Source organism: Streptomyces sp. NPDC031265 (genome assembly GCF_055570295.1).
The window spans coordinates 186,945-200,623 of record NZ_JBVIHM010000010.1 but is presented as its reverse complement, the minus strand read 5'-3'; the positions used below and the strand labels follow the sequence as shown (position 1 = coordinate 200,623).

The following is a 13,679-nucleotide window of genomic DNA, read 5'->3' as shown; positions in this document are numbered from 1 at the left end:
CGCTCAGACCTCGAGGACCTGGCGCTTGTTGTAGGTGCCGCAGCTCGGGCACGCGATGTGCTGGAGCTTCGGCTCCTGGCAACGCTCACACGAAACCAGGGTGGGGACCGCAGCCTTCCACTGCGACCGGCGGTGGCGCGTGTTGCTGCGCGACATCTTCCGCTTCGGAACAGCCACGGCTACTTCTCCTGCTTCTCGGCGGCGCGCTGCACGTCAGAGGCAGTGCCGCTCATGTTGTCCTTCTCGCCGTCCTGGATGGTCCCGGCGAGTCCTTGCAGTGCCGCCCAACGGATGTCGACGGCATCGTGGTGGTGGTCGGGGTCGTCCTCGAGCCTGAATCCACAGGTGGAACACAGGCCGAGGCAGGTCTCCCGGCACACCGGCTGCATCGGCAGTGCGAGCACCACCGCATCACGCAGCACTGGCTCAAGGTCGAAAAGTCCGTCCTCAAGCGGGATGGTGTCCTCGTCCTCGGCGTCGTCGGCCGGCTCCGCCTGCTTGCTGCGGCTCCGGTCGTCGGCGTCAGGGTACGAGAACATCTCCTGGAAGTCCGCATCGAGCGCGAGCTCAAGCGGCTCCAGACACCTTACGCACTCGCCCTCGGCCGATGCACGGGAGGTGCCTGTGACAAGCACCCCTTCCATGACCGACTCCAGGCGGAGCTCGATCTCCACCGGCGCGCCCTGGGGCACTCCGATGACGCCGTCGATCCCGAGATCGGCGGGCGCCTCGACCGTGCGGGAGATCCGCTGGAGGGCACCGGGACGCCGCCCCAGCTCGTGTGTGTCGAACACGAGAGGGTTGCGGTGGTCGAGGTGCGTACTCAGGGTTCTTCCTGCTTTCGGATCGTGGAGGGTGGCCGCCATGCGTCGCCGTGGGTGCGGCGACGCGCGGGCAGCGTTGATCGCGGACGTACGCGCGACCGAAGAGCCAGGATACTGGACGGGCCGCGATTGACCCAATCCGGGCTCCGCGAAGCGGCGCTAGCGCCCCTGCTCGTACTGACGCAGCTGTTCCAGGTCGATCATGCTCGTGTCGAAGAGGCTGGTCTCGTCCAGAGCGCCCTGCGGCGGGTGCGCGGGCTGCGGGACGGCCTGCTGCTGATGATGTCCGTATGCCTGCGGGTCGTAGCCGTACGGGTCCTGCTGCGGCTGCTGCTGGTCGTAGCCGTACTGGGCGTACTGCTGCTGGGGCTGCTGCTGGTAGGCGTACGGGTCCTGCTGGGCCTGGGCCTGCCCGTAGCCGTACGGGTCGTAGACCTGCTCCGGGACCTGGGCCTGCTGGGGCTGGGAGGCGGCCTGCGGCTGGGGGTCCGCAAGGTCGGCCAGGCCCGCGAGGTAGTCCGCGTCGCTGGTGTGGCCCCCGAAGGCCCCCGCGGCGTCCTGGGCGGCCATGTGCGCGCCCAGCTCGTCGCTGGCGATCCGGCCGTGCAGGGTCTCGCGGCCGCGGCCGACCGCTTCGAGGGTCTTGGCGAGGACGGCCTCGAAGGCGCCGAGCTTGGTGTCGATGTACTCGTCGGCACGCCGGATCAGGGTCTGCGGGTCGGGGCTGTACTCGGGGGCGTCCGCGTCGGCCTGCCCCTGCTCGTCCAGACCTGGGCCGCGGCCGAGCAGCTTCTCGCGGCCGCGGTCCACCGAGCCGATGGTCTTGGTGAGGACGACCTCGAAGTTGGCCAGCTTGGAGTCGACGTAGTCGTCGGCCTCGGCACGGATCTCGTCGGCCTCGCGCTTGGCGTCGGCGAGGATGCGGTCGGCCTCGTCCTGCGACTGCCGGGCGACCGCAGTGTCGGAGATCAGCGTGCCCCGCTGGGCGTGCGCGGACTCGATGATCCGCTCGGCCTCCTGGCGGGCCTGCTCGACCATCTGCTCGCGGCCGCCGATCAGCTCCTGGGCCTGGGCGAGGGAGCCGGGCAGGGCCTGGCGCACCTCTTCCAGGAGCGCGAGCAGCTCGGCGCGGTTGACCACGCACGAGGCCGACATGGGCATGGAGCGGGCGCCGGAGACCACACCGACGATCTCGTCCAGCTTCTTCTGCACGTCCACCGTGTGCTCGCCACTCTCTACGACTGGTTGGGAGACGGACGGGACGACTGTAAGGCCAGTCGGGTCCCGCACGACACCAGCTGACGGGCTGTCAGCTCAGCGCTGCTCGGCGATCCGCGCGACCAGTGCGTCATGGACGGTGGGAGGCAGCAGGTGGGAGACGTCTCCGCCCCAGGCCGCGACCTCCTTGACCAGCGAGGACGACAGGAAGCTGTACGTCGGGTTGGTGGGCACGAACAGGGTCTCGACGCCCGAGAGCCCGTTGTTCATCTGGGCCATCTGGAGCTCGTAGTCGAAGTCGCTGACCGCGCGCAGGCCCTTCACGATGGCGGGGATGTCGCGCTGCTTGCAGAAGTCGACCAGCAGGCCGTGGAAGGACTCGACCTCCACGTTGCCGAGGTCGGCGGTCACCTCACGGATCATCCCGATCCGCTCCTCGATGGTGAACAGGCCCTTCTTCGACTGGTTGATCATCACCGCGACGTGCACCACGTCGTACAGCTTGGAGGCGCGGGCGATGATGTCGAGATGTCCATTGGTGATGGGGTCGAACGACCCCGGACAGACGGCTCGGCGCAACTGAAGTCCCTCGCTCCCGGTCATGGTGCTTCTTCGCACGTAGAGGCGGCGCGACCGTACCAAAGCGTGCCCTCGCCGTAACGACGGGCCCGCAGTGGCTCGAACCCCTGCGGCCAGCCGAATTCTCCGCCTCTGGTGCTGCGCTCCACGGTGACCAGGCACTCGTCGGCGAGCCAGCCCTGAGTGCGGAGTGTGAGGAGGATCTCGCGAAGATCGTCATCGGTCACGGCGTACGGCGGGTCGAGAAACACCACGTCAAAGGGGGTTTCGGGGGCCGGGCCCGCAACGATCTGTTCCGCTTTTCCGTTACGTACCTCCGCGCCCGGAAGGCCCAGTACGCGCACGTTGTCGCGGACGGTCTTCACGGCCCGGGCGTCGGCCTCGACGAGCAGCGCGTGCGAGGCGCCCCGGGAGAGCGCCTCCAGGCCGACCGCGCCCGACCCGGCGTACAGATCCGCGACCCGGATCCCCTCCAGCGTGCCGAGCAGGGCCTCCCAGGTGGAGAAGAGGCCCTCGCGCGCGCGGTCGGAGGTGGGGCGGGTGCCGTTGCCCGGCGGTACGGCCAGGCGGCGTCCGCCGGCCCGGCCGGCGATCACGCGGGTCATCTGAGTCCTTGTCGGTGTACGTACGTCACTGGTGTCCCCCAGTTTCTCAGAACCTGACGCGGACGCCGCGCCCCGGCCGGGCCGCTTCCCGTCAGCCCTTGTCGAGGAACTGCTCGCGGTCCTTGTCGAGCAGGGCGTCCAGCGCCGTCCGCAGAGCGGGCAGCCGTTCCAGATCCGGGTCCTGGCCCACCACCGCCACCGCCTCCTCGCGAGCCGCCGCGATCACCTCCTCGTCCTCGATGACCGCGAGCATCCGCAGCGACGAGCGCACACCCGACTGGGCCTGGCCCAGCACATCGCCCTCGCGGCGCTGCTCCAGGTCGATCCGGGAGAGCTCGAAGCCGTCCAGGGTGGCGGCCACCGCGTTCAGCCGGGCCCTGGCCGCGCTCGCCTCCGGCATCTCGGTGACCAGCAGGCACAGGCCCGGGGCCGAGCCACGGCCGACGCGGCCGCGCAGCTGGTGCAGCTGCGAGACGCCGAACCGGTCCGCGTCCATGATCACCATCGCGGTGGCGTTCGGCACGTTCACCCCGACCTCGATGACCGTGGTCGCGACCAGCGTGTCCACGTCGCCGGCCGCGAACCGGCGCATCACGTCGTCCTTGTCATCGGGCTGCATCCGGCCGTGCAGCACCTCGACGCGCAGCCCCTGGAGCGGGCCTTTCCGCAGCTGCTCGGCGATGTCGAGGACGGCGAGCGGCGGGCGCTTCTCCGCCTCGTCCTCGGCGGACTTCTTCTTGCCCGCCTTCTTCTCCTCTTCGTCGTCGCCGATGCGAGGACACACCACGTACGCCTGGTGGCCCTTGGTGACCTCCTCGCGGACCCGCTCCCAGGCGCGCGCCAGGAAGTGCGGCTTGTCCTGGGCGGGGACGACATGGCTGGCGATGGGCGAACGCCCCGCCGGGAGCTGGTCCAGGACCGAGGTCTCCAGATCACCGAAGACGGTCATCGCGACCGTGCGCGGAATCGGCGTGGCCGTCATCACCAGGAGGTGCGGCGGCTGCTTGCCCTTGCCGCGCAGGGCGTCGCGCTGCTCGACACCGAAGCGGTGCTGCTCGTCCACCACGACCAGTCCCAGATCGTGGAACTGCACCTTGTCCTCGATCAGCGCGTGCGTGCCGATCACGACCCCCGCCTCGCCGGTGACCAGGTCGAGCAGCGCCTGGCGGCGGGCGGCCGTGCCCATCGAGCCGGTGAGCAGGACGACCTTGGTGCCGAGGTCGGACCCGCCCAGCATCCCGCCCTCGGCCAGCTCGCCCATCATCTCGGTGATGGACCGGTGGTGCTGCTGGGCCAGGACCTCGGTCGGGGCGAGCATGGCGGCCTGGCCGCCGCTGTCGACCACGGCGAGCATGGCGCGCAGGGCCACCATGGTCTTCCCCGACCCCACCTCGCCCTGGAGCAGCCGGTGCATCGGGTGTTCGGTGGCCAGGTCGTCGAAGATCTCCTTGGAGACCTTGCGCTGGCCGTCGGTGAGGGTGAAGGGCAGTTTGGCGTCGAAGGCGTCGAGCAGGCTGTCGGGGGCGGGCCTGCGCGCCACGGCGGGCAGTTGCGTGTCCGCGAACCGCCGCCGGGCCAGTGCCACCTGGAGGACGAACGCCTCGTCCCACTTCAGCCGCTGGCGGGCCTGCTCCACGTCGTCCTTGCTGTGCGGGCGGTGGACCTTGAGCAGCGCCTCGGGCAGCGGGACGAAGCCACGGCCCTCCCGCAGGGAGGGGGGCAGCGGGTCTGCGGCCTCCTGGGCGCTGGGCAGCACCGCGTCGACCGCCTTGGCGATCTTCCACGACTCCAGGCCCTTGCAGGCGGGGTAGATCGGGATGAGCGCGCCCGCCCAGGAGTCCACCGCGTCGGCGGAGTCGTCGCCCTCGGCGCTCAGCTTCGCGTACGTGGGGTGGGCGAGCTGGAGGCGGCGGTTGAACATCGACACCTTGCCCGCGAACATCGCGCGGCTGCCGGGCAGCAGCTCCTTGTGCGGCTTGTGGATGCCGCGGCCGAAGAAGACCAGCTGGAGGCGGCCGCTGCCGTCGGTGATGGTGATCTCCAGGCGCTGGCCGCGGCCGCCGTTGAACGTGTGCACGCGCGCGTCGGCCACCTGGGCGACGACCGTGACGTCCTCGTCGAGGGGCAGCTCGGCCAGCTTCGTCAGCTGGCCGCGCTCCTCGTACCGCCGCGGGTAGTGGTGGAGGAGGTCGCCGACCGTGTGCAGGTCGAGATGCTCGGCCATCACCTTCGCGGTGGGTCCGCCGAGCAGCTTCTTGAGGGGTTCATCGAGCGCAGGCACGCGATCCATTGCACACCACACCACTGACATCCCGCAGGATCCCCCGGCCCCTGTGGACAACTCGCCGCGTACGGCGGCCACTCGGCCGGCCCCTCTACCGGCTACTCGACGCCGATCAGCAGCGGGGCGCTCTGGTTGCCGCCGTCGTAGACGACGGTGTCGACCGCCAGATGGGCCTCGCGTACATGGGCCTCGATGCCGGGCGCCAGGTCCGCCGGGGCGTCGGCGGCCAGCACCAGGGTGACCAGCTCGCCGCCCGCCGCCAGCATCCGGTCCAGTACCGCCTTGGCCGTACGGGCCAGGTCCTGCCCGATCACGGCCACGTCGCCGTCGATGAGGCCGAGCACGTCCCCGGCCTGGCAGATGCCGGCCGTGGTCCACGACTGCCGCTCGGCGACGGCCAGTTCGGCGTACCGGGTGGCGCCGGCCGCCGCGGTCATCGCGACCACGTCCTCGTCGAAGCGGCGGTCGGGGGCGTGCACCGCGAGCGCGGCGAGGCCCTGGACGGCGGACCGGGTGGGGATGAGCGCGACCCGTACGCCCTCGGTGCGCGCCTGCTCCACGGCCGCGGCGGCGGTGTGGCGCAGCTCGGCGTCGTTGGGCAGCAGGACGACCTCGCGCGCGTGGGCGCGGCGGATCGCGTCGACGAGCTCGCCACTGGCAGGGGGCTCGCCGGGCCGGACCAGGACGGCGGTCGCCCCGGCCTCGGCGCACAGCCCGGCCAGGCCCTCACCGGGCACGACCGCGACGACGGCCCGCTGGACCTGCTCGCGCGGCTCGGGGCGGGCCCCGAAGTGGGTGATGCGGATCCGGTACGGCCGCCCGGCCTCCACGCCCGCCTCGACGGCCGCGCCCGCGTCGTCCACGTGTACGTGGACGTTCCACAGCCCGTCGCCGCCGACGACCACCAGGGAGTCCCCGAGCGCGTCCAGGCGGCCCCGCAGCCGGGCCACGGCCTCGTCCCCGGCCTCCAGGAGGTAGATCACCTCGAAGGCCGGCCCGGCGCTCTCGGCGGGGTCGGCGGGGCAGGAGTGCGGGTCGAGCGGCGGATGCGCCTCGTGCCGTACGGGCGCGGCCTCGCCGGTGAGCGCCTGCGCCAGTGCCCCCAGGACCGTCACAAGACCCCAGCCGCCCGCGTCCACGACCCCGGCACGGCCGAGGACCGCGAGCTGCCCGGGCGTCTCCTCCAGGGCCCGCCGGGCGCCGCCGTAGGCCGCGGTGGCCACGGCCGCCGCATCTCCGTCCACCCCGCGGGCCGCCTCGGCTGCGGCCCTCGCCACCGTCAGGACCGTGCCCTCGACCGGGTGCGCGACCGCCTCGTACGCCGACTCGGCGGCCCGGCGCAGGGCCCCGGACAGATCCGTGCCGCGCTCGGCGAGCACCTCGGCCATGCCGCGCAGCAGCTGGGAGAGGATCGTGCCGGAGTTGCCGCGGGCGCCGACGAGGGCGCCGTGCGCCATGGCCCGTATGACGTCGGGCGTCTCCGGCACCTCGGTGTACGCGGCGAAGACCGCCTCGACCGCCTGGTGGGCGGACTCCACGGTCAGATAGAGGTTGGTGCCGGTGTCCCCGTCCGCGACGGGGTAGACGTTGACCGCGTCGATCTCCTCGCGGTCCCGGCCGAGCCCGTCCAGGGCCAGCGAGCACCAGGTGCGCACCGCGACGGCGTCGAAAGTCTGCGGCACCTGGTGTCCTCCTTGGGCGGCCGGTGAGCTGCGGGCCAGCAGCAGGGTAGACCCGGGGAGGGGCTCGGGCCCGGGGTGGGGTGCGGCGGCGGTCGTGGTAGTTTCGTATCTCGGGAGCAGCCGTTGTATGCTGCTCCGGTTGCCCGGCGAGAGTCGGGCCATTCCCCCGGCAAGCCACTTCAGATCTCTGATTCCGGTGCGCCGGATTTCACTGTAAGTGCATCTGAAGTCTTTGGAGTGACCCGTGGCTGCCAACTGCGACGTTTGCGGCAAGGGGCCGAGCTTCGGCAACAACATTTCGCACTCGCACCGCCGTACGTCTCGTCGCTGGAACCCGAACATCCAGCGTGTGCGTGCCGTGGTCGGTCGGACGCCGAAGCGGCTCAACGTCTGCACCTCGTGCATCAAGGCCGGCAAGGTCTCGCGCTAACACGCGACGTTTCGTCGTAGCGCAGCCCCTGCGGTTGCCTTAAAAAGCCGGTCCACCTCGGTGGGCCGGCTTTTTGCCGTGTCCGTTTCGGCTGCGGGCCGGTGGGGGCTGGTCGTCGCTCCCCCAAGTCTCGGCTTCGCTCGAACAGGGGGGACCCCCGTCGCGGCGGAGCCGCACATGCCACAGCCCCGCGCCCCCGAGGGGGTGCGGGGTTCGCCGGCCATGTTCCACCGGGCCGATCCCCGCGCTCCCTAGGGCGTACGGAACCGCCACCCATGATCCACCGGGCCGATCCCCGCCCCCAGCGCGAAGCCCTGCGCGATCGCCCCCGTCACGTACTCCTTCGCCTGCCTCACCGCCTCCGGGACCGTCAGTCCCTTCGCCAAGCCCGACGCCACCGCCGATGCCAGGGTGCAGCCCGTGCCGTGGGTGTGGCGGTTGTCGTGGCGAGGGGCTCGGAGCCAGTGCTCCTCCGTGCCGTCGGTGAGCAGGTCGATCGCGTCGCCCGGGAAGTGGCCGCCCTTGATCAGGGCCCAGCGGGGGCCGAAGGCGAGGATCGCCCCGGCCGCCCGCCGCATCCCGTCCTCGTCCTCGACCCGTACGCCCGTGAGCTGCGCCACTTCGTCCAGGTTGGGTGTGGCCACGGTCGCGGTCGGCAGCAGCCTCTTCCGTACGGACTCCAGCGCCTCGGCCGCGAGCAGGGCGTCGCCGTGCTTGGAGACGCCCACGGGGTCCACGACCACCGGCGCGTCCGTGCCCGACAGGAGTTCCGCCACGGTCTCCACCAGGGCGGCGGACGAGAGCATCCCCGTCTTCACCGCCTGGACGCCGATGTCGTCGACGACCGAGCGGTACTGCGCCCGGACCGCCTCGGCGGGCAGCTCCCAGGCGCCCTGGACGCCCAGCGAGTTCTGCGCGGTCACCGCGGTGATCACGCTCATCCCGTGGACGCCCAGGGCCAGCATCGTCTTGAGGTCGGCCTGGACGCCCGCGCCGCCGCCGGAGTCGGAACCGGCGACGGTCAGCACCCGGGGCGGCGCGGCGCTCACTCCTCGTCCCCGAAGTGGTCCCAGCCGCCCTTGGCGGTCCAGGGCGCGCCGTCGACGGTGACCTGGGGCAGCGCCGAGGGGTTGAGCACCTCCCCGATGACCTTCCAGCGGGCGGGCAGCTTCACGTCCGGCGGGAAGGTCGCCACGATCGCGTGGTCCTCGCCCCCGGTCAGCACCCACTGGAGCGGGTCGACGCCGACCGCCTGGCCGATGTCGTTCATCTGCGTCGGGATGTCGATCAGGCCCGAGCGCAGGTCGATACGGACCTTGCTCGCCTCCGCGATGTGCCCGAGGTCCGCCACCAGGCCGTCGCTGACGTCCGTCATGGCGGTGGCGCCGAGCCCGGCGGCCGCGGGGCCCGCGTGGTACGGCGGCTCCGGGCGGCGGTGGGCCTCCACGAAGGCGCGCGGCGAGCGGAAGCCGCGCGAGAGGACCGCGTAACCCGCCGCCGACCAGCCCAGCCAGCCGGTCACCGCGACCACGTCGCCGGGCTGCGCGCCGCCGCGGGTCACCGGCTCGTGGTTGCGCAGGTCGCCGAGGGCGGTGATGGCGACGGTGATGGTGTCGCCGCGGACCACGTCGCCGCCGACCACGGCCGCCCCCGCGACCTGGCACTCGTCGCGGATCCCGTCCATCAGCTCGACCGGCCAGGTGGCCGGGAGCTCGGCTGGGACGACCAGGCCGAGCAGCAGCGCGGTCGGGACCGCGCCCATGGCGGCGATATCGGCCAGATTCTGTGCGGCGGCCTTGCGGCCCACGTCGTACGCGGTCGACCAGTCGCGCCGGAAGTGGCGGCCCTCCAGAAGGATGTCCGTGCTCGCCACCACCCTGCGGTCGGGTGCGGTCACGACCGCGGCGTCGTCGCCGGGGCCGATCCGTACCGCGGGGGTCGAGGTGAGCCGGGAGGTCAGCTCCCTGATGAGCCCGAACTCCCCCAACTCGCCCACAGTGCCTTTCACCGTGCCACCTCTCATCCTCTTGCCCCATGGCACCCGGCGCGCTCGCGGTCGCGAGCGGTCACCTCGGTGGGTACCGTCGACACATACGTCAACTTCTGCTGCGCGCACGCGGATATGCGAGCGCCCGCGCCTGCGCGGTACTCCCCCGGGCGCACGGCGACGCGATACCGTGGCGTCTCTTTCTTCCCCCCTTGGGCCTCCCCGCCGTAGGGAGGGGACATGATCCTCGTGGCCGCCCTGGAGGTTCCGTGGTACAGGCGTACATCCTCATCCAGACCGAGGTGGGCAAGGCGTCGACCGTCGCCGAGACCATCGCAAAGATTCCGGGAGTGATCCAGGCCGAGGACGTCACCGGGCCGTACGACGTGATCGTGCGCGCCCAGGCGGACACGGTCGACGAGCTGGGCCGCATGGTGGTCGCCAAGGTCCAGCAAGTGGACGGGATCACCCGCACCCTGACCTGCCCGGTGGTTCATCTGTAGCCCCCGCTTACCCTTGACCGGTGACTTCTCCGCGCCGCCGTCCGCTGCTCGTCCTGCCCGCGGTCGCCATGCTCATGGCGGCCGCGGGCTGTTCTTCCTCGTCCGACGCCGGCGCGGGGGTCGCGGTTCCCTCGCCGACGGCGAAGGAGGCGGCCGCCTGCGCGGCGCTGGACAAGGCGCTGCCGGACACCGTGGCCGGGCAGAAGCGGCACGACCCCACCCCTGACTCACCGCTGACGGCCCGATGGGGGGACGGGGACGCGGAGATCGTACTGCGCTGCGGCATTCCGCGACCCGAGGAGATGTCGGATCCGAAGCTCCCGGGCGTCGGCGTGGAGGGCGTCGACTGGACCGTGCAGCAGCGCGACGAGGGGCCCCGCTTCATCACTCAGTACCGGGACCCCTACGTCGAGCTGCGAACGGGGAAGCGGTACGCGAACGACGCGTCCGTGCTCCAGCCGTTCGGCGTCCCCGTCCGCAAGGCCATCCCGAAGACGGTCTAGCGCAGGCCCGTCGAACGGCGCAGCGCCGCGTCGATCAGCCGGTCCACCAGCTCCGCGTAGTCCACGCCCGTCGCCTCCCACATCCGCGGGTACATCGAGATCGGCGTGAACCCCGGCATCGTGTTGATCTCGTTGATCACGAACTCGCCGTTCTCCTGGAGGAAGAAGTCCGCCCGGACCAGCCCCTCGCAGGACGCGGCCTCGAACGCCTCCACGGCGAGCCGGCGCACCTCGGCGGTGGCCTCGGCGCCGATCGGCGCGGGCACGATCCCGTCGGCCGAGTCGATGTACTTGGCCTCGAAGTCGTAGAAAGCGTGGTCGCTGACCGGCGGGATCTCGGCCGGCACGCTCGCGCGCGGCCCGTCCTCGAACTCCAGGACGCCGCACTCGATCTCACGGCCGCGCAGCAGCGACTCGACCAGGAACTTGGGGTCGTGGCGCCGCGCCTCCTCGATGGCCTCGTCCAGGCCGTCGAAGGAGTCGACCTTGGTGATGCCGAAGGAGGACCCGGCCCGGGCGGGCTTGATGAACAGCGGCCAGCCGTGCTCGCCCGCGAAGGCGGCGATCCGCTTGCGGGCGCCCTGCTCGTCCTGCTCCCACTCGCGCGGCCGGACCACCAGGTAGGGGCCGACGGACAGCCCGAACGAGGTGAACACCCGCTTCATGTAGTCCTTGTCCTGGCCGACGGCCGAGGCGAGCACGCCCGAGCCGACGTAGGGGACGCCGGAGAGTTCCAGGAGGCCCTGGAGGGTGCCGTCCTCGCCGTACGGGCCGTGGAGCACCGGGAAGACGACGTCGACCTCGCCGAGCGCCTTGGGGACCGCGCCGGGCTCCGTGTAGACGACCTCACGGTTGCCCGGGTCCACGGGAAGCACGACGCCGCCCTCGGCGGACTCGGCGAGCTCCGCCACGGTGGGCACCTTGCGGTCGGCGATGGCCATCCGCTCCGGCTCGTCGGCGGTGAGCGCCCAGCGGCCGTCCGTCGTGATGCCGATGGGCAGCACGTCGTACTTCGTACGGTCGATGGCGCGCAGTACGGCACCGGCGGTGACGACCGAGATGCCGTGCTCGGAGCTGCGGCCGCCGAACACGACGGCCACCCGCGGCTTGCGCGGCTGCTGGGTGCTCTCAGGGCTCTGGGGGAGGTTCTCGCTGCTCATATCGCGTTGAGCGTACCCGTTCGGTCCGCCGCCTTCAGCGCCGCTCGGACTTGGCGCTGCGCGACATCAGCTCCTTGAGGGCGACCACCGGGGGCTTGCCCTCGTGGACGATGCCGACGACGGTCTCGGTGATGGGCATGTCGACGCCGTGGCGGCGGGCCAGATCCAGTACGGACTCGCAGGACTTGACGCCCTCGGCGGTCTGCTTGGTGACCTCGATGGTCTCCTGGAGCGTCATGCCCCGGCCGAGGTTGGTGCCGAAAGTGTGGTTGCGCGAGAGCGGCGAGGAGCAGGTGGCGACGAGGTCGCCGAGGCCCGCGAGACCGGAGAAGGTCAGCGGGTCGGCGCCCATCGCGAGGCCGAGCCGGGTGGTTTCGGCGAGGCCCCGGGTGATGAGCGAGCCCTTGGCGTTGTCGCCCAGGCCCATGCCGTCGGCGATGCCGACGGCGAGCCCGATGACGTTCTTGACGGCGCCGCCGAGCTCGCAGCCGACGACGTCGGTGTTGGTGTACGGGCGGAAGTACGGGGTGTGACAGGCGGCCTGGAGGCGCTGGGCGACGGCCTCGTCGCGGCAGGCGACCACGGCGGCGGCGGGCCGGCGCTGGGCGATCTCCTTGGCGAGGTTGGGTCCGGTGACCACGGCGACGCGGTCGGCGGAGACCTTGGCGACCTCCTCGATCACCTCGCTCATCCGCTTGGCGGTGCCGAGTTCGACGCCCTTCATCAGGGACACGAGCACGGTGTCGGGCGCGAGCAGCGGTGTCCAGGCGGCGAGGTTGCCGCGCAGCGTCTGCGAGGGCACGGCCAGGACGGTGAAGTCGGCGCCCTCGGCGGCCTCGGCGGGGTCGGTGGTCGCCCGTACCGCAGCGGGCAGTTCGATGCCCGGCAGGTAGTCGGGGTTGGTGCGGGTGGTGTTGATCGCCTCGGCGAGTTCGGGGCGGCGGCCCCAGAGGGTCACCTCGCAGCCCGCGTCGGCGAGGACCATGGCGAACGCCGTGCCCCAGGAGCCGGTGCCGAATACTGCTGCCTTGGTGGCGGCGTGCGTCACTTGGTGCCCTCCCCGGCCGCCTTGCGGCGCAGCTGTGCGCGGACTTCGCGCGGATCGTACGGCTTCGCGGGGGCGCTCTCGCCCCGGATCTCCTCCAGCTGGCGGGTGATCGCGGCCATGATGACCTCGGTCGCCTCGCGCAGCACCTCGGGGGTGGGCTCCTTGTCGTAGAAGCGCGCGAGGTCGACCGGCGGACCGGCCTGCACCTGGAGGGTCTTGCGGGGGAAGAAGCGGACCTTCTTCTCCTTGGCGTAGGGCGGCATCGCCAAGTTGGCGCCCCACTGGGCGACCGGGATGACCGGGGCCCTCGTCTGCAGCGCGGCACGCGCGACACCGGTCTTGGCGGTCATCGGCCACATGTCGGGGTCGCGGGTGAGGGTGCCCTCGGGGTAGAACGCGACGCATTCGCCGCCCTCGATCGCCTCGACGGCGGCCCGGAAGGCGCCGAAGGCGTTGGAGGACTCGCGGTAGACGGGGATCTGGCCCGTGCCGCGCAGCAGCAGTCCCACGCCGGGCGCCTTGAAGAGCGCCGCCTTGGCGAGGAATCGGGGGACCCGTCCGGTGTTGTACTGGAAGTGCCCGTAGGAGAACATGTCGAGATACGAGTTGTGATTGATGGCGGTGATAAAACCGCCCTCCGCCGGAATGTTCTCCATTCCGTGCCAGTCCCGCTTGAAAAGCACCACCAGTGGAGGTTTGGCGATGACCGCCGCCAGGCGGTACCAGAAGCCGATTCTGCGGCGGGACACTCGGAGCACCTTCCTCTAGGACAGACCACTGTCGACCACTGCGCGACCGGCGCAGGGAGCAAGTGTCGCCCCGGCCCTCCGGTCTGTCGAGAACACCGTACGCCCCG

General features: G+C 71.5%; 15 protein-coding genes. 3 read left to right on the top strand and 12 right to left on the bottom strand.

The window, feature by feature from the left end; genetic code table 11:
* Nucleotides 1–3: 3 nt before the first annotated feature.
* The 7 genes from rpmF to ACZ499_RS18055 form a co-directional block, all read right to left on the bottom strand.
* The gene (rpmF, locus tag ACZ499_RS18085) at nt 4–177 is read right to left on the bottom strand and encodes a 50S ribosomal protein L32 (RefSeq protein WP_003965982.1); all 174 of its coding nucleotides are present in this window, start codon (nt 175–177) and stop codon (nt 4–6) included.
* A gap of 2 nt (nt 178–179) precedes the next feature.
* Nucleotides 180–866: a YceD family protein gene (locus tag ACZ499_RS18080; RefSeq protein WP_468676061.1), complete on the bottom strand. Its 687-nt coding sequence runs from the start codon at nt 864–866 to the stop codon at nt 180–182.
* A gap of 117 nt (nt 867–983) precedes the next feature.
* Nucleotides 984–2,042 carry a DivIVA domain-containing protein gene (locus ACZ499_RS18075; protein ID WP_468676059.1) on the bottom strand — a complete coding sequence of 353 codons (1,059 nt, stop codon included), beginning with the start codon at nt 2,040–2,042 and terminating at the stop codon, nt 984–986.
* A 96-nt stretch (nt 2,043–2,138) separates the two neighbouring features.
* On the bottom strand, nt 2,139–2,621 hold the full coding sequence (gene coaD, locus ACZ499_RS18070; RefSeq protein WP_468676134.1) for a pantetheine-phosphate adenylyltransferase: 483 nt from the start codon (nt 2,619–2,621) through the stop codon (nt 2,139–2,141).
* A 20-nt stretch (nt 2,622–2,641) separates the two neighbouring features.
* A complete protein-coding gene (gene rsmD / locus ACZ499_RS18065; protein WP_468676057.1) occupies nt 2,642–3,226 on the bottom strand; it encodes a 16S rRNA (guanine(966)-N(2))-methyltransferase RsmD in 585 nt (194 codons plus the stop codon).
* Nucleotides 3,227–3,317: 91 nt separating this feature from the next.
* Nucleotides 3,318–5,516, bottom strand: coding sequence for an ATP-dependent DNA helicase RecG (gene recG, locus ACZ499_RS18060; RefSeq protein WP_468676055.1), 2,199 nt, complete (start codon nt 5,514–5,516; stop codon nt 3,318–3,320).
* A gap of 92 nt (nt 5,517–5,608) precedes the next feature.
* Complete coding sequence (locus ACZ499_RS18055) at nt 5,609–7,192, bottom strand: DAK2 domain-containing protein (RefSeq protein ID WP_468676053.1); 1,584 nt, start codon at nt 7,190–7,192, stop codon at nt 5,609–5,611.
* A 244-nt stretch (nt 7,193–7,436) separates the two neighbouring features.
* On the opposite strand from ACZ499_RS18055, the gene rpmB reads away from it, so the two are divergent.
* A complete protein-coding gene (gene rpmB, locus ACZ499_RS18050) occupies nt 7,437–7,622 on the top strand; it encodes a 50S ribosomal protein L28 (RefSeq protein ID WP_003951095.1) in 186 nt (61 codons plus the stop codon).
* Between the two features lie 251 nt (nt 7,623–7,873).
* Here rpmB and thiD read toward each other — a convergent pair whose 3' ends face one another.
* Nucleotides 7,874–8,671, bottom strand: coding sequence for a bifunctional hydroxymethylpyrimidine kinase/phosphomethylpyrimidine kinase (gene thiD / locus ACZ499_RS18045; RefSeq protein ID WP_468676050.1), 798 nt, complete (start codon nt 8,669–8,671; stop codon nt 7,874–7,876).
* Nucleotides 8,668–9,630 (bottom strand): thiamine-phosphate kinase, encoded by a 963-nt coding sequence (locus tag ACZ499_RS18040; RefSeq protein WP_385542617.1) that lies wholly within the window; start codon nt 9,628–9,630, stop codon nt 8,668–8,670. Before ACZ499_RS18040 ends, thiD begins: the two co-directional genes overlap by 4 nt.
* Before the next feature lie 248 nt (nt 9,631–9,878).
* Here ACZ499_RS18040 and ACZ499_RS18035 point away from each other — a divergent pair, with 248 nt between their 5' ends.
* Nucleotides 9,879–10,112, top strand: a complete 234-nt coding sequence (locus ACZ499_RS18035; protein ID WP_064070330.1) for an Lrp/AsnC family transcriptional regulator — start codon at nt 9,879–9,881, stop codon at nt 10,110–10,112.
* 20 nt (nt 10,113–10,132) lie between these two features.
* On the top strand, nt 10,133–10,615 hold the full coding sequence (locus ACZ499_RS18030; protein WP_468676048.1) for a DUF3515 family protein: 483 nt from the start codon (nt 10,133–10,135) through the stop codon (nt 10,613–10,615).
* On the opposite strand, the gene ACZ499_RS18025 is transcribed toward ACZ499_RS18030, so the two are convergent.
* Genes ACZ499_RS18025 through ACZ499_RS18015 form a run of 3 tightly spaced genes read right to left on the bottom strand, consistent with a single transcriptional unit; the run spans nt 10,612 to nt 13,572 of the window.
* The gene (locus ACZ499_RS18025) at nt 10,612–11,775 is read right to left on the bottom strand and encodes a D-alanine--D-alanine ligase family protein (protein WP_468405894.1); all 1,164 of its coding nucleotides are present in this window, start codon (nt 11,773–11,775) and stop codon (nt 10,612–10,614) included. The genes ACZ499_RS18030 and ACZ499_RS18025 overlap by 4 nt on opposite strands.
* 34 nt (nt 11,776–11,809) lie before the next feature.
* On the bottom strand, nt 11,810–12,823 hold the full coding sequence (locus ACZ499_RS18020) for an NAD(P)H-dependent glycerol-3-phosphate dehydrogenase (protein WP_468676045.1): 1,014 nt from the start codon (nt 12,821–12,823) through the stop codon (nt 11,810–11,812).
* Nucleotides 12,820–13,572 (bottom strand): lysophospholipid acyltransferase family protein, encoded by a 753-nt coding sequence (locus tag ACZ499_RS18015; protein ID WP_468405898.1) that lies wholly within the window; start codon nt 13,570–13,572, stop codon nt 12,820–12,822. Before ACZ499_RS18015 ends, ACZ499_RS18020 begins: the two co-directional genes overlap by 4 nt.
* Nucleotides 13,573–13,679 lie beyond the last annotated feature (107 nt).